This is a genomic window from Embleya sp. NBC_00888, assembly GCF_045207655.1.
In the GTDB taxonomy this organism is placed as follows: domain Bacteria; phylum Actinomycetota; class Actinomycetes; order Streptomycetales; family Streptomycetaceae; genus Embleya.
Genome location: NZ_CP108784.1, coordinates 5,553,332 through 5,578,276 on the forward strand (window position 1 = coordinate 5,553,332; position 24,945 = coordinate 5,578,276).

Consider the following 24,945-nt stretch of genomic DNA (forward strand, 5'->3'; position numbering starts at 1 on the left):
GCGGGCCTCACCGTTCGTCCCCGTGTGTGCCACCACCCTTCGTCCCCGAGTGGGCCACGACTTCCGAGAGGGCATCCGACATGCACTATGCCTCCGCGTTCGCGCTGCTGGCCGCCCTGGACAACGCCGACGGCGAGGTGTTCGCCCGGGTCCGCGGGACCTACGCCCCGCACCTGGGCGAGGTGCGCGGGCTCCCGGCCGCGCTGATCACCTCGGTGATCCGCTACGACATCGGTGCCGACGTGATGCGGGCCGCGGCGCGCAACCCGAACATCCGGGTGACCACCGAGGTTCTCGCCGAGGCGCGACCCGCCGTCGCGGCACTGCGCTTTCTCCGGCACTGCGCCGCGCACGACGCCTTCTCCTACCTGCGGCCGACCACCGAGGTGACCACGCTCCTGGAGCGGCACCTGGGGGCCGACCCACGCGCGTGGTCACGGCTGTTGGCACTGCTGCCCGACTGCCAGGGCACCGTGGCCGAACTCGTCGAGACGGCCGGCGCCGGTGCGGGCGGCACCGAGGCGATCCCGACCCCGCCACGCACGGTGGCCACCGAATGGCGGCAACTGCTGTTGTCGGCCCGCCCCGAGTCGCTGACCGCGCTCGTGCCGCACCTGCGCCCGCGTACGGTGCTCGACCTCGTGCACTTCGGCGCCCTGTTGCCGGGGCCGATCGTCGCCGAGGTGGTGCGCCGCGCGACGCCGAAGCAGCGGCTCGCGCTGGCCGCCGCCGGATCGGTGCGCGCCGAGGCGCACGACGCGCTGATCGATCTGGGCGTCCCGGAGGTGAACGCGGCCATCTACAACAACCCCAGGGCGGGCGACCGCGAACGGAACCGGATCATGGCCGCCGCCGGCACCGTCCCGCTCGACCCGGACACCAGGACGCGGGCGCTGCGGTCGGACAACACCCGCTACCGGCGCCCCGGGGTGTGGTCCGGCGATCCGACGCTCGTGCGGGCCGCGCTGTTGCGGGTGCGGCAGGCGAACGTGAGCGTGGCCACGTGTATCCAGACGTGGGAGCAGGGCGGGACACAGGCGCTGCGCCCGCTGTTCCGCGACACCTTCGGGAACAGGAGTCAGCACGAGCCGTTCGTGGTGCCCGTGCATCGTGCGGTCCTGCTCGGCGCGTTGCTCGCCCTGTGGGATCGGCACGGTGTCGCGGCGGCGGCGAGTCTGGTCGAGGACCTGCCGCTGCGGGAGGGGCCGGCGGCGAAGCTGCGCGCGATGTTCGAGGCCGGCGAGGAGGGCCGTGCGCGGCTGCGGGCCGAGTACGAGCGCGGCCTCGCCCGGCGGTCGCCCCGGTCGGATCCCCCGCGGGTGCCGCAGGGCTTCCTGATCGGCGCGCCCTGGGATTTGCGGGCCGCCTGGTCGGCCCTGGAGGCCGCGCACGCCAAGGCGCCGCTGCCCGCCGCGACCGCGCGCTACCTGACCGCGCTTCCGGATTGTCCGGCCCCGATCGCCGAGGCCGCCGACGACGGCGAGGCGCTGCGCGAGCGGTGGCCGGTCGGCGGCGGATGGCGTCGGGTGTACCCGCACGACGCCATCTACACGAAGGCGGTGCGTCGGCTGCGTGTCGAGCTGACGAAGATTCCGGATCTGGCCGAGCGGGTGTTCACCGCCGGCACGCCCGCCGAGCGGGCGCTGGAGCTGTACGACCGGATCCAGCGCTACGCGCCCGAACCGGAGCTTGCCGCCGCGCAGCGCGCGCGGATGCCCGAGTACATCCGCGAATACCTGGGCGAGGGCCTGGAAGCCCGGGTGATCGCCGCGCGGATGGCCCCTTCGTTCGCCGGGACACTGCCCGAGTTGTTCGCCACCGCGGCTGCCGCGGCCGGCTGAACGGGGCCCGCGCCGAGGTCGGAAAAGCGTTGGTGCGGACGGCCGAATCGGGGTACCGATGCACACGTGACGGATGAGCGCGTACTGACGTGGCAGGTGACCGAGAGCGGCGGGCAGGAGACCTCGTGGGTCGAGTTGGGGGAGTCGTGGCTCTCCGCGCGGGGCGAGGCCCTGGGCACGACGCCGCGGTCGTACCGGCTCACCTACGAGCTGGAGACGGGGCAGGACTACGTGACCACCCGATTGCGGGTGGTCGCGCAGGGTGCGGGCGAGACCAGACGGCTGGACCTGCGGCGCACGGCCGAGGGCTGGACGGCGGACGGCGTGCCCCGGCCGGACCTGGCCGACGCGCTCGACTGCGACCTGGGCCTGTGTCCGCTCACCAACACGATGCCCATCCTGCGTCACGGGCTGCACGAGGAGGCCGGCCGGCACCGCTTCCTGATGGCCTTCGTGGCCGTGCCGGAGTTGGTGGTGGCACCGTCCTGGCAGACGTACACGCACCTGGGCGTGGAACCCGACGGGGCTCGGGTGCGCTACGAGTCCGGTGATTTCCGCAGCGATCTGCTCGTGGATCGGGAGGGATTGGTGGTGGACTATCCACAGTTGGCCACCCGAATCTGAGCGCGGCGGGCACCCGATCGACGGTGGATCGGCCGCCGCCGGAGCCGCGAAAATCCGGGCCGCCGGCGGCGCCGGCGGTGATCATGGCCGTAACAGTCCTGTTGCTCTTGTCGTCCTGCTGTGAAGGCTTTGGCCGGATTCCATAAAATTCGGTCCCATGAGCTCCTCCTCGGACGCAGCGTCCCCGCTGCCCGCCCGCACTCCAGGTCTGCCCACCCGGGTGCCGCAACCCCGTCAGGGCGGACGGCACCGTCGGCCCGATTCCCACGAACTCCCGGAGGCCGCCAAACCGTTGATTCTCGCCGTGCCCGGCCCGGCGAACCCCGACCTGCTCGCCCTGGTGAGCGAGGTCGCGTTGTTGGCCGGCGCGGATCTGCCCGGACTCGACATCCGGCCGGTGGTGATAGAGGAGGGCGGCACCGACCTCGCCGCCGTCCTGCGCGGCGCGCCGTCGGCGGTCGTCGTCCCGCTCCTGCTCGGTCCCGACGCCGAGGCCTCGGCTCGGACCGAGGCCGTTCTCGACACCGCGGAAGGCGAGTTCCTGCGCTGCGGCGTGCTCGGTCCGCACCCGCTGCTGGCCGAGGTGCTGCACGAGCGGTTGTCCGAAGCCGGCCTGGCCCGGGCCGACCGGGCCCGTCTGTTCAGCGTCGCCACCGCCGCCGAGGGGATCGTGCTGGTCACCGACGGTGGTCCGGAGGCGGTCGCCGCTGCGGAGGTGACCGGTGTGCTGCTCGCGGCCCGACTCGCGTTGCCGGTGATGACCGCCGACCTGGGCGACCCGAAGACGGTGTCGGTGGCCGCCGAGCGGCTGCGCGAGATGGGCGCGGCCTCGATAGCGCTCGCGCCGCACGTGCTCGGTCCCGATGTCGAGGCCGGTCGGATCGCCGAGGTCGCGGCCCAGGCCGGGTGTACGGCGGCCGAGCCGATCGGCGCGCACACCTCGGTCGCGAAGCTGGTCCTGCACAAGTACCTGGAGGCCTGCGGCTAGGGCCCATGCCGGGCGGCGCGGACCAAGCCGAGATCCCCGGGACAGGCCCCGATCCTGTCCCCACCCGGGATTCGGCCGCGCGCCCCGCGAGGCGGCGCATGGCTCCCCCCGTGCCATGCGCCGCCGATTCGGGTTGCCCCGGCCCGCCTCCGGATCCGGACGGGCGAGTGATCCGACGTGCGCCGCGGCTCCTCGACGTCCCGCATACGGCCGGGCGGATCAGGGGTTGGCCGGTCGCGAGCGGGCCGGCAGAGTTCCGCCAATCGGCGGCTCTTTCGCTGCGGCGCTCGCGTGGGGGGAATACGCGGCCATGGATACGTCACGCAAGAGATACGGCGCCGCGATCGCGCTGGTGGCACTCGGTCTGCTGGCAGGGCTGATCACCCTGGTCTGGGACTCGAGCCGGACCGGGAACGGCGCACGCAAGGACTCGGCCGCCTCGGTGCCCACCGCGCCCGCGCCCACGGCCGCGGCTCCGGGCAGGCAGCCGATGACCCTCACCCTGACCACCACGGGCGACGTGCTCGCCTACCCGACGATCATCGCCCAGTCCGAGCGGGACGCGGGCGGCTCCGGGAACGACTTCCACAAGATCTTCGCGGACGTGGTGCCGCTGGTGCAGCAGGCCGATCTGGCGCTGTGTCACATGGAGACCCCGTACGCCCCGCCCGAGGGGCCGTTCACCGGCTATCCGATCTTCGCCGCCCCGCCGCAGATCGCCCGCACGCTCGCGGACACCGGCTACGACGGCTGCTCGACCGCGTCCAATCACACCCTCGACGGCGGCTTCAAGGGCGTCCAGCGCACGCTGGACACGCTGGACGCGGCGGGGGTGCGGCACGCGGGCAGCGCGCGCAGCGAGCAGGAGGCCGCGCCGACCATCCTGGACGTCAAGGGAGTCAAGGTCGCGCACCTGTCCTGGACGTACGACACCAACGGGATCCCGCTGCCCGAGGGCAAGCCGTGGTCGGTCAACGTGATCGACAAGCAGCGGATGATCGCCCAGGCCCGGGCCGCTCGGGCCGCCGGTGCCGAGCTGGTCCTGCTGAGCGTGCACTGGGGGACCGAGTGGCAGCGCGAGCCGGACGAGCAACAGCGCACCCTGGCACGGGAGTTGACCGCCTCGACGAACAACGGCAGCAAGGACATCGACCTGATCATCGGCACGCACAACCACGTGCCGCAGGCCTACGAGAAGGTCAACGGCACGTGGGTGATCTACGGGATGGGCGACGAACTCGCCAACTTCCCGGACAAGCCGCGCGGCAACTACAGCTCGGCCGGGCTGTTCACGTTCTCCCGGGACGCGGCGGGCACGTGGAGCGTGACCGATGCGCGGTTCCGCCCGCTGTACTCGCACCCCGGGCCGCCGTTCCGGATCCTGGACGTGAACAAGGCGCTGGCCGACCCGGGCACGCCGGCGGACACCCGGGTGCTGCTGGAGGCCGCGCGCTCGAGCGTGGTGGAGGCGGTGCTCTCCGAGGGGGCGGCCGGGGCGGGGCTCACCGAGGCGAAGTAGCACGCACGGGCGCGGTGCGGTCGGCCGACCGGCCGCGCTCGTTGCGTCAGGACGTCGGGAGGGCGTCCCAGAAGGCCAGTTCGTAGCTCTGCATCAGGCGGGCGGCGGTCTTGGCGCCCTCCTGGTCGTCACCCGCGTCCAGTCCGGTCTGCAACAGGGTCAGCGCGGCGTCCTCGAAGCCCGGGGGCAGTTCCGCGAAGAAGGTGAAGAACGCGACCTGATCCTCGGTCAACTCGTGGTGGGTGCGCAGCGCCCGCGCGAACCGCTCGCAATATCCGCCCCAGAAGCCGAAGTTGGCCAACAACGCGAGGGCCACCTCGGCGCGTGAGCCGAACTGGGCGAGCCAGGCCAGGTGATGCGGGTAGCCCTGGGCAGCGGCGTTCGGCGCGTATCCGAGCAGATCGGCGGCGGTCAGGCCGACCGCCTCCGCGTACGGCATCAGCAGTTGCAGGGCTCGGCCCTCGCCGCCGGCCAGGGCCAGAAACAGCGGCGCGGCGTCCGGGAATCGGGCCGCGAGCAACGCGAACGAGCGCCGATCGCTGAGGATGATCCGATACTCCTCGCCGGCGATCCGGCGTAGTGCCTCGGCCTCGACCGGGCCGGCCTCGGCCCGGTCCACGAACCGGTTCGTGGATCCCGTGGTCAGGTCCTGTACGACCTGGGTGTAGAGCATCCGTGCGTCCATCGTGCCACCGTTCGACTCGTCGATTCCTGGTCGCCGGCCTCCGCCCGCGTGCGAGTCCTATCCCTCCCCGGGAACGGGCCGATCCACTCCCGCCCGATCGGTCCGGTGGGCCCGGATGGGTACACCCACCGAAGGGCCGACCACGCCACGCGGACGGCTCGGGAGCGGTCGGGCCGACCCCGATCCCGGCCTTGTCGGCGGGATCCGGGAACGCCTGACCAATCGGAATGCGCGTGGTTAAGCTCTGGCGGCACGGGCGACGGAGGAGCGGGTGTGGCCGAGGACGAGAGGGCACTGCCCAAGGAACTCCGGGACGTCCTGCGCGAGTCCGGCCGGCGGTTGGGCTACGACCGCGGCGACGCGCTGTTCATGGAGGGCGACCACCCGCGTCACGTGGTGCTGATCGAACACGGTCAGGTCAAGATCGAACGGGCGACCTCGGACGGTTCGGCGGTCACCATCGCGGTCCGCGGACCGGGCGAGCTGGTCGGTGAGCTCGCCTGCATCGACGGGCGGGGCCGGTCCGCGACCGTGGTCGCGCTGGGTCCGGTGGTGGCCGTCCTGGTGCCGCTGTCCCGGTTTCGCGAACTGCTCAACACGAATGCTCCGTTGGTGTACGCGGTGTTGATCCGCACGGTGTCCCGGATCCGCGAGTCGGACCGCTGGCGGGTCGAGTACGGCGCGCTGGCCACCGGCCGCCGGGTGGCCCGGGCGTTGGCGGATCGCACCCTGGGCAGCGCCGAGGGGCCGTACGTGATCCGTACCACGCAGCAGGAACTCGCCGACGCGATCGGCATCTCGCGCGAATCCGTGGTCCGGGCACTGCGCGTGTTGTACGAGTCCGGGCTGGTGCGGACCCGGCGCGGCAGCATCGTGGTGCCCGATCCGCCCGCGCTGCGCGAATGGGCCGACGGATAACGCGTTGTGTGTCATCTGACGCGTACAACCGGCCGCCGCCGGAGTACTCCTTGAGAGGCAGGTAGCGAGGCGCGCGAGCGCACGGCGCGGTAGGCGGTTGGGGGAATCCGTGGGAGCCAAGTCGCGATACATGTCGATCCTGGTGCTCGACGTCGAGCGATTCGGCCGGCGTTCGGACGTGACGCAGGAGTGGGTGCGCGGGCGGCTGTACGAACTGCTGCACTCCGCACTCGAATCGGCGGGCATCGCGTGGGACGCGTGCGTGGTCGAGGACCGCGGCGACGGCGCGATCCTGCTGATCCCGGCGAACGTGCCCAAGGAGGACCTGACCGATCTGTTCATCGACCGGTTGCACGCCGGGTTGCGCAACCACGACCGGCATGCCAGCGACGAGGCGCGGATCCGACTGCGGGTGTCCCTGCACGCGGGCGACGTGGTGCAGGACATCCGCGGCTGGTCGGGCAGTGCGATCAACACGGCCTGCCGACTGGTCAACGCCGACCCGCTGCGCGCGGTGCTGGCCGCCGCCGAGCGCGCGTGTCTGGCGCTGATCGTGTCCGGTTCCTGGCACGAGGCGGTGGTCGTCCCGGAGCGTGGCGGCCTGGAGAGCGCGACCTACGGGGAGGTGCACGTGCGAGCCAAGGAGGTCGACGAGACCGCGTGGGTGTACGTGCCCGGATATCAACGTCCACCCGCCACGGATACCGATCAACCGGTGAGCCCGCCCAAGACGCGGAAGACGACTGTCCGGCGCGGGGGGCTGGACAGAGGCTTCAGCTTCGACGGTGAGGTCAGCCGGCCTCGGTGACGTGGTGGGTGGAGACGCACTCGGGGCGCCGGGTCGTGTAGGCCGACCGATGGGGGCGGTTCCGACCGGTGCTCGGCGGCCGGTGCCCGCGGACCTGGGAGGGAGAGGCCCGGGGGCGCTCGGCACGCCGACGGGCGGTCGTGTCCCCACGCGCGGGGACACGACCGCCCGTCGGCCACCATTCGGCCGGGCCGGATGGGTCGGGCCGGCCCGACGGGCCGGTCAGGAGGCCGGCGGCATCAGTACGGTGTCGACGAGGTACACGGTCGCGTTGCCGGTCTGCACGTTGCCGCAGACCACCTTCGAGGTGCCGTTGACGGTGTACGTCTCACCCGAGCCCTTGGTGGTGAGCGACTGCTTCTCCAACGTCTCGAACGAGCCGTCGTCCAGCTTGGCGGGCGCGAGCCGCTGACCGACGACGTGGTAGGTCAGGATCTTGGTGAGCATCGCCTTGTCGGCCAGGACCTTGTCCAGGGTCTCCTTGGGGAGTTTGGCGAACGCGTCGTTGGTCGGCGCGAACACGGTGATGTTCTGCGCGGTGTTGAGGGTGTCCACGAGCCCGGCGGTCCGAACGGCGGTCACCAGGGTGGACAACACCGGGTTGTGCGACGCGGCGGTGGCGACCGGGTCCGTGGCCATGCCGGTGAAGCTGCCCGCGCCGGTGGCGGGTACCGCCGAACACGCGCTGCCGAACGGCGCCGAGGCCGGGTTCGTGCCGCCGGGGGCGCCGGCGGCCGACGAGGGGGAGCCGGCCGACGCGGGCGCCGCGGCCGGCGCGGAGGTCTCCGTCTTCTTGGCCGAGTCGTCCTTGTCGTCGCTGCCGCACGCGGCCAGCGGAATCGCGAGGGCGGCCACGGTCGCGACGGTGGCGATGGTGCGGGGGAGACGGATGGTGGTCATCAGGGGACTTCCTTCTTTGAGCCGTGAGCCGTGAGCCGTGAGCCGTGAGTCGTGAGGCATGGGGCTTGAGGCGTGGGGGTGAGGGTGAGGTGTTGGGCTTGAGTGCTGCGCTCCGAGTTCGGGCGACGGTCAGGCGACGGTGACCACCACCGAATGCCGGCCGGTGGCGCCGTCCGGCACCGTGCCGACCCGCTTGTCGGTCTGTACGGCGCCGCCGGCGTCGGTGGCGCGGACCTCGATCCGGTGTGAGCCCGCCGTGGTCGGCGTCCACTCCCACACCCACTGGCGCCAGGTGTCGACGCTCGGCACCTCGGCGAGCCGGGCGGGTTGCCACGGGCCGCCGTCCACGCCGACCTCGACGGCGGACACGCCCCGGTGTTGGGCCCACGCGATGCCCGCGACCGGCACCGGCGTGCCGATCCGAAGGCGGGCGAACGGCTTCGGGGTATCGATCCGCGACTGGGTCTTGATCGGCGCCTCCCGCGACCACGTGCGCTTGACCCAGTAGGCGTCGTACGCGGCGAACGTGGTCAGTTCGAGGTCGTCGAGCCACTTGCACGCGGACACGTATCCATACAGTCCGGGCACCACCATTCGGACCGGATAGCCGTGCTCGAACGGCAGCGGTTCGCCGTTCATGCCGACCGCGAGCAGCGCGTCCCGCCCGTCCATGGCGACCTCGACCGGCGTTCCGATGGTCATTCCGTCGGTGGAGCGGGAGACGAGTTGATCGGCGGGGCCGCCGCGCGAGGGCGGCCGTACGCCCGCTTCCCGCAGCAGGTCCGCGAGTCGTACGCCGATCCACCGGGCCGTGCCCGTGTATGGGCCGCCGACCTCGTTCGACACACAGGTCAGGGTGATGTCGCGCTCGATCAGCGGGCGCCGGAGCAGGTCGTCGTAGGAGAAGGTCAACGGCGTACGCACGCCCTTGCCGTGAATCCGCAGCGACCAGTTCTCGACGTTCACACGCGGCACCACGAGAGCGGTGTCCACCCGATAGAAGTCGGCGTTGGTGGTGGTGAACGAGGACATGCCGGGCAACCGCAGATCCGTGCCGGCCGACAGCGGCGGGGCCGGTTCGGCGGGCGTGGGCAGTCGAATCCGGTCGCGGAACGCGGCGATCGAGGCCCGCTTCCCGTTGCCGACCATCCGACCGGTGGTGCCGGCCACCGCGGAGCCCAGGGCCACCGCGCCGGCGGTGATCAGGAAGGCCCGACGGTCGAACGCGCGATCCTCCGCACGCACCCGGACCACCGGCCTGGTCAGCCACCACAACGCGGCCGCGCCGGCGACCCCGCCGAGCAGGGACGGCACGGTGTCCGCGAAACCGGCGCCGGCCCGGTGGTAGGCGGCGAACGCGCCGAGCAGCCCGAACCCGAACACGCCTGCCATCGCCGTGCGACGCAGCCGCAGCGACAACGGGCCGAGGCCGAGTGCGATCAGCGCGAGGATGACCAGAATCCCCAACCGGAGCATCAACTTGTCGTTGTTGCCGAATTCCCGGACGGCCCAGTCCTTGACCGCCGGGGGAGTACGGTCGATGACCGCTCCCCCGACGGCCGGAAGGGGGCTCGCCTCGGGCCGGACGAACGCGGCGCCGAGTTCGGCGACGGCCAGCGCCGCGCCGGCGGACAGCAGTCCGCTCAGCGCGCCCAGTCCGGTCCGCATCCATCGGCGAGTTCCGATTTCCTTCACGTCGGGCCATTCGCGACCGACGGTCGTGCGGATTGGTCGTTCACCCGAATCGGGTCGGGCCGATGCGATCGAGGGGCGTGGGTGCGCCGGGCCGTTTTCCGTGGTGCGGAAATCGACCGGCGTGGGCACCAATCCGTTCGACGTTCGGCATCGAATACGGGGCGGACGCCGGTGTGACGCGGTTCGATCGGAGCCGCATCCGGTGCCGGACGGACGCGTGGTTCGGGAGTGCTCGGGCAATCCCCCCACGAGTGACGTCCTCGGGGCGGCGCGAGCGGGAGTGGGACATGGGTGATCGGTATGGGCACCGCCGCCGGGGCGGCTGTGCGGCCGCGGACGGATCCGGCCTGGGGGCGGACGGCGGCACAGGCCGCGGCTGCGGCACCGGCGCCGGCGCCGGGCGCGGTGTCGGGAGGCATGGACTCGGGCCCCGCGGCTTTGGGACTCGCGGCTTCGGGGTGCGCGGGTTCGCGATGCGCGGCACCGGGCTGTGCGATTACGCGGCGCGTGGCGTCGTGACCCGTGGCGTCGGGATGTGTGGTGAGGACGGGTGAGGACCGTCGTGCACATCGCCTCGTCGGATGGTCGCGGGCCGACCCTGGAGGATCGGCTCGCGAGTGTGGCGCAGGGGGATCAGGAGGCCTTCGCGTCCGTGTACGACGCGGTGATCGGCGCGGTGCTCGGGGTCGCGCGCCGGGTGGTCCGCGATCCCGCGCAATCGGAGGAGGTGGCGCAGGAGGTGTTGCTCGACGTGTGGCGCACCGCCGCCCGCTTCCGGCCCGACAAGGGCAGCGCGATGGCCTGGATCCTGACCATGGCGCACCGCCGCGCGGTCGATCGGGTGCGCTCGGCCCAGGCGGCCACCGATCGAGAACAACGCACCGCGGTACGCGACCACACGCCCGAGTACGACCAGGTGACCGAGGAGGTCGAGGCCCGGCTCGAACGCGAGCAGGTGCGGCGTTGCCTGCGCACCCTGACCGAGTTGCAGCGGCAGTCGGTGACCCTGGCGTACTACCGAGGCTGTACCCATCGTGAGGTGGCCGGCCTCCTGGACGTGCCGTTGGGCACCATCAAGACCCGCCTGCGGGACGGCCTGATCCGCCTGCGCGACTGCCTGGGAGTGGGCACATGACCCCCGCCGACCTGCACACGATGACCGGGGCGTACGCCGTGCACGCCCTCGACGAGGACGAACAGCGGGAATTCGAGCAGCACTTGACCGTGTGCCCGGCCTGCGCGCAGGAGGTTCGGGGGTTCCGGGAGACCGCCGCGCGGCTGGCCGCGGCGGTTGCCGAGACGCCTGCCGCGGAGCTCAGGCGGCGGGTGCTGGACGGCATCGTGACCGTACGTCAACTGCCGCCCGAGGTGCCCGTGCGACTGCCGGTCGTGGGGACCGCGCCCCGTCGGGCCCGGCGCTTCACGGCCTTCGTGCTCGCCGCGTGCCTGGCCGCGCTCGGTGCGCTCGGCGGTGTCGCGGTCGACCAGTACCAGGACGCCCGCAGGGCCGAGCGCGCGGTGAGTTCGGAGCGCGAGCGCGGTGCGCGGATCGAGGCGGTGCTCGCCGCGCCGGACGCGGTCCAGGCGTCGGCGCCGGTGGCCGGGGGCGGTACGGCGCGGGTGATCGTCTCCCGCGCGCTCGACCGGACGGTGTTGCTGATGTCCGGCCTGCCGACGTTGCCGAACGCGCGGGTGTATCAGGGCTGGTACAACGACAACGGTCACATGCGTTCGATGGGGGTCATCCGGCCGGGTACGGCGCTGCTCGCGTCGGCGATCGACCGGGCGTCGGGGGTCGGGGTCACGGTGGAGCCGCCGGGCGGATCGGCGGAGCCGAGCGGGGAGCCGATCGTGCTGCTGGATTTCCCGGCCGGGCGGGCGTGACGGGGGGCCGGGTCGGGTTCGCCGAGGCGATCCGGCGAACCGATTCCGCGGGCCGTAGGCAGGACGTACGTGGGCCGTACGAGGGCCGCGGCCCGGCTGGGCGGCTGCGCGGCGGAGTTCGGCGAACACTGGGAGTGGTCGCGGGGGTGATCGGAACTTGATTTGTTCTCGGCCGTGTTCGAGGATTTCGAGGCATGGGACCTCTCAAGCCGGATATTGCCGAACTGATCTTTGGATTCATCACCTTTGTGCTGGTCTTCGCCATCCTCGCGAAGATCCTGCTGCCGCGCATCGCGGACACGATCGCCAAGCGGCACACGGCGCTCGAAGGCGGTTTCGACCGGGCGGCGGAACTCCAGCGGGAGAGCGAGGCGGCGCTCGCCGAATTGCGCGCGCAGATCGTCGAGACCCGTAAGGAGGCCGCGCTGGTCCGGCAGCAGGCTTCCGAGGAGGGGGCCCGGCTGATCGCCGAGGCGCGCGCCGAGGGGCAGCGGATCAAGGATGAGCTGGTCACCTCCGGCCACGAGCGGCTGGACGCGGACATCGCCCTGGCGAGTGCGTCGCTGCACGCGGAGCTGGGCCTGATCGGGACGGAGCTCGCGGGCAAGGTGCTCGGCGAGCCGGTCGGCACGCTGGTGGCCGACAGCGACGTGATCGAGCGCTTCCTGGCGGAGCTGGCCGAGTTGGACGCGGGGCAGGGCGGCGACGGTCCGGCGCACAAGGGCTGACCGAACATCGGCTTCGAGAGTGGCCGGCCCCGGGGATCGACTCCCGGGGCCGGCCACTCTCGCGTTCGGGGGACGGCCGGCCCCGGGCAGGGCCGGGGTTGCGCCCGCTACCGGCCGGCCCCACCGCCGGGCCCGCCCGGACCGGTCAGCCCCGGTAGTCCGGGTCCGGCTCGAACTCCGGGGAGTACTCCGGCTCCGGCTCGAAGTCCGGCTCGTAGTCGTTCTGGTAGTCGGGCTGGTAGTCCGGCAGCGGTTCGCGGATCAGCTCGGGCACCGGTTCACGGGTGAGTTCGGCGGCGGGTGCGGGCCTGGACGCGGCCGAGCGGGCGGACGCGGGCGCCGGTACGGGAGCGGTCGCCGGCGCGGGGCCGGCCGCCGTGGAGCCGGCCAGCGTGTCCAGGATCGGCTGACCGTACTTGGCGAGCTTGTTCTCGCCGATGCCGCTGATCGTGCCCAGCTCGGCCAGGGTGCTCGGCCGGGTCCCGGCGATCTCGCGCAGCGTCGCGTCGTGGAAGATCACGTACGCGGGCACGCCCTGCTCCTTCGCGGTGGCCGCCCGCCACGCGCGCAACTCCTCGAAGATCGGCGCGGCCTCCGCGGGCAGCTCGATCGGCGCGGCCTTGCCCTTGCCGCCCTTGGCCGCCTTGTCGGCCTTCGCCGCACGGGCGGGCCGCTCCGGCTCCCGGCGCAACATCACCTCGCGCCGCCGGCCGAGCACCTCCTCGCTCTCCTCGGTGAGCACGAGCGCGTTGTACGAGGGCTCGACGGCGATCAGCTTCATCGCGAGCAACTGCCGTACCACGCTCATCCATTCGGTCCGGCCCAGTTCGGTGCCGATGCCGAAGACGCGCAGCGTGTCGTGGTCGAACTGGATCACCTTGGCCGTCTTGGCGCCGAGCAGGATGTCCACGATCTGGCCCGCGCCGAACTTCTGCCCACGCCGCTCGTGCTTGAGCCGCCACACGGTCGACAACACCTTCTGCGCCGCGATCGTGCCGTCCCAGGACGCGGGCGGCGACAGGCACGTGTCGCAGTTGCCGCACGCGGTGCTCTGCTGGCCGAAGTAGGCGAGCAGGCGCACCCGTCGACACTCCACCGTCTCGCACAGCGCCAACATCGCGTCCAGGTGCGTGCCGAGCCGGCGGCGGTGGGCCAGGTCGCCCTCCGAGCCGTCGATCATCTTGCGCTGCTGCACCACGTCCTGGAGGCCGTAGGCCAGCCACGCGGTGGACGGCAGCCCGTCGCGACCGGCACGGCCGGTCTCCTGGTAGTAGCCCTCGACCGACTTGGGCAGGTCCAGGTGCGCGACGAAGCGCACGTCGGGCTTGTCGATGCCCATCCCGAAGGCGATGGTGGCGACCATCACCATGCCGTCCTCGCGCAGGAACCGGGACTGGTTGGCGGCGCGCACCCGCGAATCCAGGCCCGCGTGGTAAGGCAGCGCCTCGATGCCGTTGTCGACGAGGAACGCGGCGGTCTTCTCCACCGAGGCCCGGGACAGGCAGTACACGATGCCCGCGTCGCCGGCGTGCTCGGCGCGCAGCAGTTCGAGCAGTTGCTTCTGCGGCTTGTCCTTGTGCACGATCCGGTACTGGATGTTGGGCCGGTCGAAGCTGGCCACGAAGTGCCGGGCCTGTTGCAGGTTCAGCCGGGACGCGATCTCGGCGTGGGTGGCCTCGGTCGCGGTCGCGGTGAGCGCGACGCGGGGCACGTCCGGCCAACGCTCGTGGAGCTGGGAGAGGGTGAGGTAGTCGGGCCGGAAGTCGTGACCCCACTGCGCCACGCAGTGTGCCTCGTCGATCGCGAACAGCGAGACGGTGCCCCGGTCCAGCAGCCGCAGGGTGGCGTCGACCTTGAGCCGCTCCGGCGCGAGGTAGAGCAGGTCCAGCTCGCCGGCCAGGAACTCCGACTCGACCATGCGCCGCTCGTCCGGGTTCTGCGTCGAGTTGAGGAATCCGGCGCGCACGCCCAGTGCGGTGAGCGCGTCCACCTGGTCCTGCATGAGCGCGATCAGCGGCGAGATCACCACCCCGACGCCTTTTCGCACCAGGGCCGGGATCTGGTAGCAGAGCGACTTCCCGCCACCGGTCGGCATCAGGACGAGCGCGTCGCCGCCCTGGATCACGTGGTCGATGATCTCCTGCTGACTCCCGCGAAACGAGTCGTAACCGAAGACGCGATGCAGAACCTGCAGCGCTTCGCTGATCTGGGGACCGTCGTCGAGCGCTGTCATCCGAGCAGTCTAAGAGCTGTCGGTGACACCCGAGGCCCCTCTGTGGACAACGCCGTCCGCTCCGTGGACAACGCCGCCCGCCGCCCGCCGCCCGCCGCCCGCCGTGCGGACGACGCGGCCCATTGCCCACCCCATACGCAGCCCCGGTTGCCCGCCGGGCCTCTCCCGGGCCCGGCGGTGCCGCGAGTTCAGGGCTGGGTCACCCGCGGCACGCCCAGCGGGTTGGCGTCGCGCAGCTCCGGAGGCAGCAGGGCGTCGGGCCAGTCCTGGTAGGCGGTCGGCACCAACCAGCGCGCCGGCGCGCCACCGCCGACCGAGGTGTGTGCCGGCGCGGTGGTGGCGGGCCAGGGACCGCCGTGGTGCATCGCCCAGCACACCGCGACACCGGTGGGCCAGCCGTTGTGGATCAGCCGGCCGACGCGTGCACGCAGCGCGGCGCCGACCCGGGCGGCGAGCGGGTGGTCGGCCTCGACGGTGTGCACCGAGCCGGTGAGGCTGCCCGGGAGGCGGTCCAGCGCGGCGAGCAGGGCGTCCTCGTCGGCGTAGGTGACCACCAGGCCGGCCGGGCCGAAGGTCTCCTCGGTCAGTTCGGTCGCGTGCGCGAGGAACTCGGCGAGGTCGGCGTGCCAGACCACCGGCGCCACCGCCCAGGCACCCTCGACGGCGGTGCCTCGGGCCAGCTCTCGGCCCGCGCGCGCCGACGTGCCGCCCTCGTACGCGTCGCGGATCCGGGCGGACAACATCGGGCCGCCGGTCGCGGTGCGGGCCCGCGTGGCGATGGCGTCCAGGAGCTTGCCGTCCTCGGGCACGAACAGCAGCCCGGGGTTCGTGCAGAACTGTCCGGTGCCCAGGGTGAGCGAGCCGAGGTAGCCGGCGGCGAGGTCGTCGGCGCGTTCGGCCGCGGCTCCGGGCAGTACCACGACCGGGTTGACGCTGCCCAGTTCGCCGAAGAACGGGATCGGGTCGGGGCGGCCCGAGGCCAGGTCGAACAGGGCCCGGCCGCCCGCGAGCGAGCCGGTGAAACCGACGGCGGCGATCCCGGGGTGGGTGACCAGCGGGCCGCCCGCGGCGCGACCGGCGACCAGGCCGAGCAGGTCGGCGGACGCGCCGGCGGCGGTCAGCGCGGTACGCACCACGCGGGCGACCGCGAACGACGTGGCCGGGTGCGCTTCGTGGGCCTTGACCACCACGGGGCAGCCGGCCGCCCACGCGGACGCGGTGTCGCCGCCGGCGACGGAGAACGCGAACGGGAAGTTGCTCGCGGCGAACACCGCGACCACGCCGATCGGGTGGAGCATGCGACGTACGTCGGGCCGCCCGAGCGCCGGATCGGCCGGGCTGAGCACCGCGCCCACGTGCGTGCCGGCGCGCAGGAGGCCGGCGAACATCCGCAGTTGGCCGGAGGTGCGGCCGACCTCGCCGGTGAGCCGCGGCTCGCCCAGCGCGGTCTCCGCGTCCGCGACGGCGACCAGTTCGGCGCGCGCCGCGTCGAGCGCGTCGGCGACGGCCTCCAGCACCTCGGCCCGCTCGGCGCCGGAGCGTGCGGCCCACGCCGGCGCGGCCGCCCTCGCCGCGGCGACGGCATGCTCGACCTCGGCGCCGGTACTGGCGGGCAGCGGCTCACCGACCGGCGCCCCGGTGCGCGGGCTGTACCCCTGCACGGCTGTCGGCGCGGCGGTGGTGGGAGTCGGGGTCGACTCGATCACGGCGTTTCCTCCGGGTCGGACGAACGAAGGCCTGAGGGGTGGTCAGGCATGGTGCGGTCTCGGCGCCGCGCGGCCCTGCTCGGGCGACTCGGGCCGCGGCGATCCGGCGGAGCCCGCCGGGACGGCCGTCGAAGGTGGAACTCGGCGACGGGGCAACGGCTTTGCCGACCGCGTCCGGCTATCCATGATCCCCGCTTCGCCGTGACGTGTCCCGGATCTCGAGCCGGGTCGGGACGACTCGGCCGGTGGGGGTCGGGTCGCCGGATTCCAACGCCTTGATCAGCAACTCGACGCCCGCAGCCGCGATTTCGGTCGGTCGCAGACTGAGCGTGGTGATCGGCGGGTCGGTCTGGGCGGCGGTCGGATCGTCGCTGACGCAGACGATCAGCAGGTCCTGCGGGACGTTCAGGCCGCGGGCCCGGACGGTCTCCAGGATCAGCGGCGGACTCGCCTCGGTGAGTACGAAGAGCGCGTCGGGGCGGTCGGGTCGGGCCAGCATGTCGTCGATCGCGGCACGCGTGGCCTGGTTGCCCGGACGCCGGGTCCGCTCCACGAGGGGAGTGAACCCCCGTTCCGCGCACCACGCGTGATACACGGTCAGAGCCTGTTCGTAGAACAACGACGTGGAGTGTGCGGCCACCACGCCGATCCGCCGCCCGCCGCCCGCCGCCAGGTGATCCAGGACGCCGCGGACGGCGGCCTCGTGGTCGATGTCCACCCAGTGCGCGCCGGCCGTGCCCTCCATGCGGCGGTCCGAGAGGACCGGGATCCGGGCCGCCAGGAAGTCCTCGACCAAGGGGTCCTCGGCGAGGGGATCGGCCACCACCGCCGCGTCCAGCGGCAGGTCCGCCCACTCGTCCCGGGCCGTGTGGGTGGGCAGCAGGACCAGCGCGTACCCGTGGGCGAGCGCGGCCTGCGCGGTGGCGCTGGTGAGTTGGGCGAAGTAGGGCGACTCCATGTACGACCACGGTGTCTCCACGTACTCGCGCACCGCGTACCCGATCAGTCGGGCGTGCCCCGCGCGCAACAGGCGGGCGGTCGCGTTCGGCCGATAGCCCAGTCGGCGTGCGGTCTCCTGAGCGTGCAGCCGGACCGCGTCGGAGAGCCGGCCGGTGCCGTTCAGGGCGGCCGAGACGGTGGTCTTGGACAGCCCCGCCTCACGGGCCACGTCGACGAGGCGGACCCGGGGTACGGGCGCGGGACGCTTGCCGCCGCCGTGCGGTGGAGTGCTCATGACGCCACATGCTGCCGGCTGCCGAGCCCTGAGTCACGCTCCTGTTACAGCGCCATGACCTTCAGAAAACCGTTCCCGCAAACCCTTGTGCGGGAACGTTCCCGCATCAATACTCCACAGAACTCCAGCGCCCCGCTACCCCCTGGAAAGAGGTGGGTTCTCTTGCGCATGCTCCGATCCGTCGCAGCAGTCGCCGTCGCGGCCGCGGCCGTGGCCGGTTGTTCCGGTGGCAAGTCCGACAACGCGAATCCCGGTGGCGGCTTCCAGGTGAGTCCGGACACCCCCGCGGCCAAGGGCAACATCCCCTCGGTGTCCTGGTCGCTGTACGCCGAGCCGCAGACGCTCGACTACCTGTACGCCTGGGACTACCCGATCAACACCGTGCTCGCGAACGTCTGCGAGCAGTTCCTGCGGACCACTCCGGACATGAAGATCGAGCCCGGCCTGGCCACCTCGTACACCAACCCGGACCCGCTCACCTGGGTGTACAACCTGCGCGAGGGCGTCACCTTCCACGACGGCACGCCGATGACCTCCGCCGACGCGGTCGCCAGCCTCAAGCGGCACCTGGACCCCGAACTCGCGTCCGCCTGGGGCACCGCCTTCCGCAACGTCGCCTCGATCGACGCCACCGGCCCGCTCCAGGTCACGATCAAGCTGACCAAGCCGGACGCGCTGCTCAACTCGATGCTCGCGGCCTCGCCCGGCACGGTCGAGAGCGCCGCCTCGATCGAGAAGGCCGGCAAGGACTACGGCAACCCGCAGGGCGGGGTGAACTGCACCGGGCCGTTCGCGCTGGACAAGTGGACCCCGGGCGACTCGATCACGCTCAAGAAGAACCCGAAGTATTGGGACGCGAAGCTGGTCGCGAAGGCCGACGCGTTCAAGTTCGTCTTCATCCAGGACCCGTCCGCGCGCGTGAACGCGCTGGTCTCGGGCTCGGTCGACGGCGGCTACATGGTGCCCTCCAGTGCCTATGGGCGCCTGCGGAACACCCCCAACGGCAAGCTGTACTTCGGTCCCAACACCGGCAGTTACCTGCTCGCCGTCACCAACCTGCAGGGCACCATGGGTGACCTGAAGCTGCGTCAGGCGCTGTCCCTGGCGATCGACCGCACCGGCCTGATCAAGGCCGCGGCGGGCGGGGTCGCCAACGAGGCCAAGGGACTCACCCCGATCGGCGCGTGGGGCCTGGCCCCGGAGAAGGCGCCGACCTACTTCGCGACCCTCCCGCCGGTGAAGCAGGACCTCGCCGCGGCCAAGAAGCTCGTCGCGGACGCCGGGGGCGGCGCGGGCAAGAAGATCGTGCTCGCGACCAGCCCGCTCGCGCCGGAGATCACCGTCTCGGCCAACGCCATCCAGGCCGCGGGCAAGTCGATCGGGCTCGACATCGAGCTCAAGACCGTCACCCCGGACGCCTACACGGCGCTGTTCACCGACCCCGAGGCACGCAAGGGCATCGACCTGGTCGTCACCAGCGGCTACACGAACACGCCCGACCCGTTGGAGTTCTACGAGTCGATGGTCACCGGGGCGTTCGCCAACTACGGCAACTACTCCAACCCCGAGTACGACAAGGTCTACGAGCAGGCGGCCGGCACCGCCGACCCCGCGGCCCGCTCGGACCTGACCGCCAAACTCCAGGACATCGCGCTGCGCGACCTGACCGCGATCCCGCTCTTCGAGCCGCCGCACAACGTGTTCATGAACAAGCGAATCACGGGCGCCGCGCCCGGGATCGCGCAGCTGTACTGGCCGTGGGCCGCGACCGTCGGAGCCGCAGGCTGATGGCGCGTTACTTCCTGGGCCGTTTCCTCGGGTTGGCGATGGTGTTGCTGGTGACCTCGTTCCTGGTCTTCAGCGCGATCCACCTCGCCCCCGGGGATCCGGTGACCTTCCTGCTCAAGGGCCACCCGGCGACGCCGGAGGCCAAGGAAGCCGTGCGTCTCCAGTACCACCTGGACGACCCGTTCCTGTCGCAGTACGCGCAGTGGCTCGGCGACGTGTGCACCGGCGACTTCGGCCGTTCGGTGCAGTTCCGCCAGGACGTCGCCGACCTGATCTCCTCGCGCCTGCCCACGACCGCGTTCCTGATCGGCTACGCGGCGGTGTTGGTGATCGTCTCCGGCGTGCTGCTGGGCATCCTCGCCGCGCTGCGCCCCGGCTTCGTGGACAAGCTCGTGCTGATCGGCACCGGTGTCGCGACCGCGACCCCCGCGTTCGTCGCCGCGATCGGCCTGGTCTCGCTGTTCGCGGTCAAGCTCGGCTGGTTCCCCACCTTCGGTGGCGGCTCGGGCTTCGGTGGGCGCGTCGAGCACCTCACGCTGCCGGCCGTGGCGCTCGCGTTCACGCTCTCCGGACTGCTCGCCCGGGTGACCCGCTCCTCGATGCTCGACGAACTCTCGCGCGAGCACGTCGAGGTGGCCCGCGCGCGCGGCGTCGCCGAGTCCAAGGTGGTTCGGCGACACGTGCTGCGCAACGCGCTCGGCCCGATCGTCACGGTCGGCGGCACGATGCTCGCCGGCCTGCTGGTGACCACGTCGATCGTGGAGACGGCGTTCTCGGTCCCCGGGGTCGGCTCGCTCCTGGTGACCTCCGTGAACGTCAAGGACTTCCCCGTCGTGCAGGCCATCACGCTGCTCACGGTGGCCGCGTTCGTCCTGGTCAACCTGCTGGTGGACCTGTTGCAACCGCTCGTCGACCCCCGGGTCTCCCTGACCGGGCGAGGTGCCTCGTGACCAAGATTTCGATCGACAAGACCGGCGGGGACGGTGGCTCCGGCGGCAGCGGCGAGGCCGCGGTGAGCGGCACGGGCGATCGGCCCGGTCGAATCGGCAAGACCGGTGGCGTCGTTCGCCGGCCCGGCTTCGGTGCGTTGCGCGCGCTGCGCCAGGGCCCGCTGTTCGTCGGCGCCGTGGTCGTGCTGGCGCTGCTCGTCCTGGTCGCGGTGTTCGCGCCGCTGATCGCGCCGTACGACCCCAACGCCGTGGACCTGTCCGCGACGCTGGCCGGCTCGACGCCCGACCACCTGCTCGGCGCCGACCAGTCGGGCCGCGACATCCTGTCCCGGCTTATCCACGGCGCGCGCACCGGCCTGCTCGGTCCGCTGCTCGTGGTGGTGCTGTCCACCGCCCTGGGCATCGTGTTCGGCGTCGCCGCCGCGTGGCGCGGCGGCTGGATCGACGCGGTCCTGTCCCGCTCGATGGACATGATGTTCGCGTTCCCCGGCCTGCTGATCGCGATCCTGTTCGTGGCGGTCTTCGGCGGCGGGCTGACCGCGCCGGTGATCGCGATGAGCGTGGCGTACACGCCGTACGTCGGGCGTCTGGTGCGCTCGGTCGCCACGCAGGAGAAGGCCCGGCCGTACATCGAGTCCTATCGCGTCCAGGGTTGGTCCGGCTGGACCATCTGCGTCAAGCACCTGATCCCCAACATCGCGCCCACCGTGCTGGCCCAGTCGGCGATCAACTTCGGCTACGCGCTGATGGACCTCGCCGCGCTGTCCTACCTCGGCTTCGGCGTGCAACCCCCGGAGTCCGACTGGGGATCGATGATCAACGAGGGCCAATCGGCGCTGCTCCAGAACGTGCTGCTGCCGTCGTTCGCCCCGGGCGTGTGCATCGTCGTCGCGGTCGTCGCGTTCGGCATCGTCGGTGAAGGCATCGCCGACCGAGTCGCGAAGCGGGAGCGGTGATCCCATGGCATTCCTGGAAATCGACGACCTGACGGTGCGTCTGCCCGAGGGGCGGGCCGCGCGCCCGATCCTCGACGGCGTGTCGCTGCGGGTCGAAAAGGGCGAAAGCGTGGGCCTGGTCGGCGAGTCCGGCTCGGGCAAGTCGGTCGCGTGCCGGTCCGTACTCGGGCTGCTGCCCGCGAAGTCCCGGGTGAGCGGCGAGGTTCGGGTGGACGGGCGGAACGTGCTCGGCCTGAACAAGGCGAGCCTGCGCTCGTTGCGCTCGCGCGAGGTGGCGATGGTCTTCCAGGACCCGCGCGCGTCGGTCAACCCGATGCGCCGGGTCGGCGACTTCCTCACCGAGGGCATGCGCGCCGCCGGCACCGCGCCCACGATCGCCGCGGCGCGCGCGCTCGAACTCCTGGAGGCGGTCGGCATCCGCGACCCCGAGGGCGCGATGCGGCGCCACCCGCACCACTTCTCCGGTGGCATGCTCCAGCGGGTCGTGATCGCCGCGGCCCTCGCCGGTGAGCCGTCGCTGCTGCTCGCCGACGAGCCGACCACCGCGCTGGATGTGACCACCCAGGCCGAGGTGATCGGGATCCTGACCCGACTCCAGGCCGAGCGCGGCACGGGCATGCTGTTCGTGACCCACGACCTCGAACTGGCCGCCGCGGTCTGCGATCGGGTCTACGTCATGTACGCGGGCCGGATCGTCGAGACGCAGACCGCGGAGGGCCTGTTCGCGAAGCCGCGGCACCCGTACACCGCCGGCCTTCTCGCCTCGACGCCGCGGCTCGATCCGGACGCGGGACCACCCAAGCCCATTCCGGGCCGCCCGGTCTCGCTCGCCGAGGCCCCCACCGGCTGCGCGTTCGCCGCGCGCTGCGCGCATGTACAGCCGCGGTGCACGGCCGAGGCACCCGCGCTGACCCGGCACGACGACGCCTACGCGGCCTGCTTCCGCGCCGACGAGGGGATCCTGACGTGACGAACCGCTCCGCGGGCGCGGCCGACACCACGCTCGAAGTCACCGACCTGCGCAAGACGTTCGGCGACCACGCCGCCGTGGACGGGGTCTCGTTCACGCTCGCGCCGGGCGGCTCGCTCGGCATCGTCGGCGAATCCGGCTGCGGCAAGACCACGACCGCGCGCATGCTGGTCGGTCTGGCCACGCCCGACTCGGGCAGCATCCGGGTGGGCGGCCACGAGCGCGCCACGCGGACCGGCAATCGCGCCGAACGACTGGCCCGCGCGCGCGAGATCCAGATGGTCTTCCAGGACCCGTACCTGTCCCTGGATCCGAGGATCGCCGTCGGGGAGTGCGTCGACGAGGTGCTGCGACTGCACTTCGGCACGCTGACGAAGGATCAGCGGGCGGCCCGGGTGGCGGAGTTGCTGGACCAGGTCGGCCTGGGCGCGCGCGAGGCGACCGCGCTGCCCAAGGCGCTGTCCGGTGGTCAGCGCCAGCGAGTCGCGATCGCCCGCGCGCTCGCGGCCGAGCCGACGGTGCTCATCCTCGACGAGGCGGTCGCCGCGCTCGACGTGTCGATCCAGGCGCAGATCCTCGAACTCCTCGCCGGGATCCGGCGGGACGCGGGGGTGGGCTTCCTGTTCGTCAGCCACGACCTCGCGGTCGTCCGGCACATCACCGACGACGTGGTCGTCCTGCGGGCCGGCCGGATCGTCGAGGCCGGCGGCACCAATGAGGTGCTGACGAATCCTCGACACCCGTATACCCGGCTGCTGCTCGACTCCGTGCCGCGGGTCGGGTGGGACCCGGCCAAAATCGCGGCCGATCGCCGGGCGCTGGCCGCCGAGGGCGCGCGGTGAGCTCGGGCGATGGGCTCGGGGGCCTCGTTTGCCGGCCTCGTTTGCCGGCCTCGCGCAGTGACCTTGTGCGGTGACCTCGCGGTGACCTTTTGCAGTGACCTTGTGCAGGACGTGACCTGGAAGGACGTGACCCAGTCATGAGCAATGAGACCGATTTCGCCGCGGGGACCGAGCGCGCCCCGGTTGTGGTCGACGAGCTGGCCTACCTGCCCGCGACCGAGGCGCTGCGGCGCTTTCGGGACCGCTCGCTCTCGCCGGTCGAGTTGATGACCGCAGTGATCGAGCGGGCCGAGGCCGTCGAGCCGAGCGTGAACTGCCTCGCCGAGCGGACCTACGACGAAGCCATGGCCGGCGCGCGGGCGGCGGAGGCCCGCTACGCCGGCAAGGGCGACGCGCCACGACCGCTCGAAGGGCTCGCGGTCGCGACCAAGGAGGAACAGCCCATCGCGGGCCGGATCAGCTCCGATGGCTCGGTGGCGTTCGCGGCCGAGATCGCCGACGCCACGCACCCGGTGGTCGAGCGGGTGCTCGCGGCCGGCGGCATCGTGCACGCGCGCACCACGACTCCCGAGTTCAGTTGCGCGGCGTTCACCCGCTCGGAGCTGTGGGGCATCACCCGCAACCCGTGGAACCTGGCTTTCTCGCCGGGAGGTTCGTCCGGTGGCGCCGGCGCGGCGCTCGCGGCCGGCAGTACCACGCTCGCGACCGGTTCGGACATCGGCGGCTCGATCCGCATCCCCGCGTCGTTCACCGGCACGGTCGGGTTCAAGCCGCCGTACGGCCGGGTTCCGGCGATGCCGCCGTTCAACCTGGACACGTACTGCCATGACGGCCCAATGGCGCGTACCGTCGCCGACTGCGCGCTGCTGCAGAACGTGCTGGCCGGTCCCCACCCGCTCGACGGTGTGGCGCTCAGCCCCAAGTTGGTCCTGCCCACCGCGCCGGAGGGCATCGAGGGGCTGCGCGTGGCGCTCTCGATCACGCTGGGGGACTGGCTGATCGACCCCGAGGTCGAGGCGAACACGCGTGCCGTGGCGGACGCGTTGCGCGCGGCGGGCGCGATCGTCGAGGAGGTCCCGGTGAACATCACCCGGCGGGATGTGATGGACACCGCGATGATCCACTTCGGCGCGATCTTCGGGTCATGGGTGCGCGGGGTCGCCGAGGAGTACGGCGACCAACTGAACGCGTACACGCTCAGGTTCGCCGAGGAAACCGTCGCCGCCGCCGAGCGCGGCGGGCTGCTCGCGGGCCTGGAGCGCGAGGCCGCGATCCAGGCCGAGCTGGGGCAACTACTCGATCGGTACGACGTGTTGCTGTGCCCGACGGCCGGGATCCCCGCGTACCTGGCGGACGACGACTACACCTCGACCAAGGTCACGATCAACGGCGTCGAGCTGGAGCACTACCTGGAGGCGTCGCTCACGACGGTGTTCAACATCGCCAGCCGTTGTCCGGTGCTGAGCGTGCCGTCGGGCCACGCGTCGAGCGGGGTGCCGACGGGGGTGCAGGTCGTCGGGCGGTTCTACGACGACGCGACGGTGTTCCGGGTGGCGGCGGCGCTGGAGCGGGTGCGGCCGTGGGACTACGTGGGTGCGGGTATTCCGGCGCTCTGAGCCGGGTCGGCCCGGGGTCTTTCGGCGCGCTCGGGTTCGTTGGCGTGTTGGCGCCGGTCG

The 24,945-nt window shown here is 72.2% G+C and carries 21 protein-coding genes; 15 read left to right on the plus strand and 6 right to left on the minus strand.

Translation table 11 applies throughout. The features are described 5' to 3' along the window. Window positions 1–80 precede the first annotated feature (80 nt). From OG948_RS23880 to OG948_RS23895, 4 genes are all read left to right on the plus strand, one after another. Window positions 81–1,841 (plus strand): hypothetical protein, encoded by a 1,761-nt coding sequence (locus tag OG948_RS23880; RefSeq protein ID WP_406298431.1) that lies wholly within the window; start codon window positions 81–83, stop codon window positions 1,839–1,841. 66 nt (window positions 1,842–1,907) lie between these two features. Beyond that, the gene (locus tag OG948_RS23885) at window positions 1,908–2,465 is read left to right on the plus strand and encodes a putative glycolipid-binding domain-containing protein (protein WP_406298432.1); all 558 of its coding nucleotides are present in this window, start codon (window positions 1,908–1,910) and stop codon (window positions 2,463–2,465) included. A 157-nt stretch (window positions 2,466–2,622) separates the two neighbouring features. Next, on the plus strand, window positions 2,623–3,453 hold the full coding sequence (locus OG948_RS23890) for a sirohydrochlorin chelatase (RefSeq protein WP_406298433.1): 831 nt from the start codon (window positions 2,623–2,625) through the stop codon (window positions 3,451–3,453). A 310-nt stretch (window positions 3,454–3,763) separates the two neighbouring features. After that, window positions 3,764–4,972 carry a CapA family protein gene (locus OG948_RS23895; protein ID WP_406298434.1) on the plus strand — a complete coding sequence of 403 codons (1,209 nt, stop codon included), beginning with the start codon at window positions 3,764–3,766 and terminating at the stop codon, window positions 4,970–4,972. A 46-nt stretch (window positions 4,973–5,018) separates the two neighbouring features. Here OG948_RS23895 and OG948_RS23900 read toward each other — a convergent pair whose 3' ends face one another. After that, entirely contained in the window at window positions 5,019–5,657 is a 639-nt protein-coding gene (locus OG948_RS23900) for a transcriptional regulator (RefSeq protein ID WP_406298435.1), read from the minus strand. Between the two features lie 273 nt (window positions 5,658–5,930). On the opposite strand from OG948_RS23900, the gene OG948_RS23905 reads away from it, so the two are divergent. Next, complete coding sequence (locus OG948_RS23905; protein WP_395866125.1) at window positions 5,931–6,575, plus strand: Crp/Fnr family transcriptional regulator; 645 nt, start codon at window positions 5,931–5,933, stop codon at window positions 6,573–6,575. A 109-nt stretch (window positions 6,576–6,684) separates the two neighbouring features. After that, window positions 6,685–7,383 carry a hypothetical protein gene (locus tag OG948_RS23910; RefSeq protein ID WP_406298436.1) on the plus strand — a complete coding sequence of 233 codons (699 nt, stop codon included), beginning with the start codon at window positions 6,685–6,687 and terminating at the stop codon, window positions 7,381–7,383. Window positions 7,384–7,605: 222 nt separating this feature from the next. Here OG948_RS23910 and OG948_RS23915 read toward each other — a convergent pair whose 3' ends face one another. Beyond that, window positions 7,606–8,283, minus strand: coding sequence for a fasciclin domain-containing protein (locus OG948_RS23915; protein ID WP_406298437.1), 678 nt, complete (start codon window positions 8,281–8,283; stop codon window positions 7,606–7,608). 129 nt (window positions 8,284–8,412) lie between these two features. Next, window positions 8,413–9,951: a molybdopterin-dependent oxidoreductase gene (locus OG948_RS23920; RefSeq protein WP_406298438.1), complete on the minus strand. Its 1,539-nt coding sequence runs from the start codon at window positions 9,949–9,951 to the stop codon at window positions 8,413–8,415. Window positions 9,952–10,528: 577 nt separating this feature from the next. Between OG948_RS23920 and OG948_RS23925 the strand changes: the two genes are divergently transcribed. From OG948_RS23925 to OG948_RS23935, 3 genes are all read left to right on the plus strand, one after another. After that, window positions 10,529–11,113 carry a sigma-70 family RNA polymerase sigma factor gene (locus OG948_RS23925; RefSeq protein ID WP_406298439.1) on the plus strand — a complete coding sequence of 195 codons (585 nt, stop codon included), beginning with the start codon at window positions 10,529–10,531 and terminating at the stop codon, window positions 11,111–11,113. After that, window positions 11,110–11,862 carry an anti-sigma factor domain-containing protein gene (locus tag OG948_RS23930; RefSeq protein WP_406298440.1) on the plus strand — a complete coding sequence of 251 codons (753 nt, stop codon included), beginning with the start codon at window positions 11,110–11,112 and terminating at the stop codon, window positions 11,860–11,862. Before OG948_RS23925 ends, OG948_RS23930 begins: the two co-directional genes overlap by 4 nt. Window positions 11,863–12,056: 194 nt before the next feature. Then, the gene (locus tag OG948_RS23935; RefSeq protein ID WP_406298441.1) at window positions 12,057–12,590 is read left to right on the plus strand and encodes a hypothetical protein; all 534 of its coding nucleotides are present in this window, start codon (window positions 12,057–12,059) and stop codon (window positions 12,588–12,590) included. A 145-nt stretch (window positions 12,591–12,735) separates the two neighbouring features. Here the strand turns inward: OG948_RS23935 and recQ are convergent, their stop codons facing one another. From recQ to OG948_RS23950, 3 genes are all read right to left on the minus strand, one after another. Further along, a complete protein-coding gene (gene recQ / locus OG948_RS23940) occupies window positions 12,736–14,823 on the minus strand; it encodes a DNA helicase RecQ (RefSeq protein WP_406298442.1) in 2,088 nt (695 codons plus the stop codon). A gap of 188 nt (window positions 14,824–15,011) precedes the next feature. Next, window positions 15,012–16,529, minus strand: a complete 1,518-nt coding sequence (locus OG948_RS23945) for an aldehyde dehydrogenase (NADP(+)) (protein WP_406298443.1) — start codon at window positions 16,527–16,529, stop codon at window positions 15,012–15,014. Between the two features lie 178 nt (window positions 16,530–16,707). Then, the gene (locus OG948_RS23950; RefSeq protein ID WP_406298444.1) at window positions 16,708–17,763 is read right to left on the minus strand and encodes a LacI family DNA-binding transcriptional regulator; all 1,056 of its coding nucleotides are present in this window, start codon (window positions 17,761–17,763) and stop codon (window positions 16,708–16,710) included. Window positions 17,764–17,931: 168 nt separating this feature from the next. Between OG948_RS23950 and OG948_RS23955 the strand changes: the two genes are divergently transcribed. From OG948_RS23955 to OG948_RS23980, 6 genes are all read left to right on the plus strand, one after another. Beyond that, window positions 17,932–19,551: an ABC transporter substrate-binding protein gene (locus OG948_RS23955; protein WP_406298445.1), complete on the plus strand. Its 1,620-nt coding sequence runs from the start codon at window positions 17,932–17,934 to the stop codon at window positions 19,549–19,551. Next, window positions 19,551–20,501, plus strand: coding sequence for an ABC transporter permease (locus OG948_RS23960; RefSeq protein ID WP_406298446.1), 951 nt, complete (start codon window positions 19,551–19,553; stop codon window positions 20,499–20,501). The genes OG948_RS23955 and OG948_RS23960 overlap by 1 nt, the downstream gene beginning before the upstream one ends. Further along, window positions 20,498–21,457, plus strand: coding sequence for an ABC transporter permease (locus OG948_RS23965; RefSeq protein WP_406298447.1), 960 nt, complete (start codon window positions 20,498–20,500; stop codon window positions 21,455–21,457). The genes OG948_RS23960 and OG948_RS23965 overlap by 4 nt, the downstream gene beginning before the upstream one ends. 4 nt (window positions 21,458–21,461) lie before the next feature. Then, the gene (locus tag OG948_RS23970; RefSeq protein WP_406298448.1) at window positions 21,462–22,427 is read left to right on the plus strand and encodes an ABC transporter ATP-binding protein; all 966 of its coding nucleotides are present in this window, start codon (window positions 21,462–21,464) and stop codon (window positions 22,425–22,427) included. Then, a complete protein-coding gene (locus tag OG948_RS23975; protein ID WP_406298449.1) occupies window positions 22,424–23,269 on the plus strand; it encodes an ABC transporter ATP-binding protein in 846 nt (281 codons plus the stop codon). Before OG948_RS23970 ends, OG948_RS23975 begins: the two co-directional genes overlap by 4 nt. Window positions 23,270–23,406: 137 nt before the next feature. Next, window positions 23,407–24,885, plus strand: a complete 1,479-nt coding sequence (locus OG948_RS23980; RefSeq protein ID WP_406298450.1) for an amidase — start codon at window positions 23,407–23,409, stop codon at window positions 24,883–24,885. The last annotated feature ends 60 nt before the right edge of the window (window positions 24,886–24,945 follow it).

Coding starts and splice junctions, on each gene's coding strand:
- OG948_RS23955 (WP_406298445.1), top strand. CDS start 17,932: ATGCTCCGATCCGTCGCAGCAGTCGCCGTCGCGGCCGCGGCCGTGGCC.
- OG948_RS23935 (WP_406298441.1), top strand. CDS start 12,057: ATGGGACCTCTCAAGCCGGATATTGCCGAACTGATCTTTGGATTCATC.
- OG948_RS23970 (WP_406298448.1), top strand. CDS start 21,462: ATGGCATTCCTGGAAATCGACGACCTGACGGTGCGTCTGCCCGAGGGG.
- OG948_RS23960 (WP_406298446.1), top strand. CDS start 19,551: ATGGCGCGTTACTTCCTGGGCCGTTTCCTCGGGTTGGCGATGGTGTTG.
- OG948_RS23895 (WP_406298434.1), top strand. CDS start 3,764: ATGGATACGTCACGCAAGAGATACGGCGCCGCGATCGCGCTGGTGGCA.
- OG948_RS23915 (WP_406298437.1), bottom strand. CDS start 8,283: ATGACCACCATCCGTCTCCCCCGCACCATCGCCACCGTCGCGACCGTG.
- OG948_RS23900 (WP_406298435.1), bottom strand. CDS start 5,657: ATGGACGCACGGATGCTCTACACCCAGGTCGTACAGGACCTGACCACG.
- OG948_RS23980 (WP_406298450.1), top strand. CDS start 23,407: ATGAGCAATGAGACCGATTTCGCCGCGGGGACCGAGCGCGCCCCGGTT.
- recQ (WP_406298442.1), bottom strand. CDS start 14,823: ATGACAGCGCTCGACGACGGTCCCCAGATCAGCGAAGCGCTGCAGGTT.
- OG948_RS23880 (WP_406298431.1), top strand. CDS start 81: ATGCACTATGCCTCCGCGTTCGCGCTGCTGGCCGCCCTGGACAACGCC.
- OG948_RS23950 (WP_406298444.1), bottom strand. CDS start 17,763: ATGAGCACTCCACCGCACGGCGGCGGCAAGCGTCCCGCGCCCGTACCC.
- OG948_RS23890 (WP_406298433.1), top strand. CDS start 2,623: ATGAGCTCCTCCTCGGACGCAGCGTCCCCGCTGCCCGCCCGCACTCCA.
- OG948_RS23920 (WP_406298438.1), bottom strand. CDS start 9,951: ATGCGGACCGGACTGGGCGCGCTGAGCGGACTGCTGTCCGCCGGCGCG.
- OG948_RS23930 (WP_406298440.1), top strand. CDS start 11,110: ATGACCCCCGCCGACCTGCACACGATGACCGGGGCGTACGCCGTGCAC.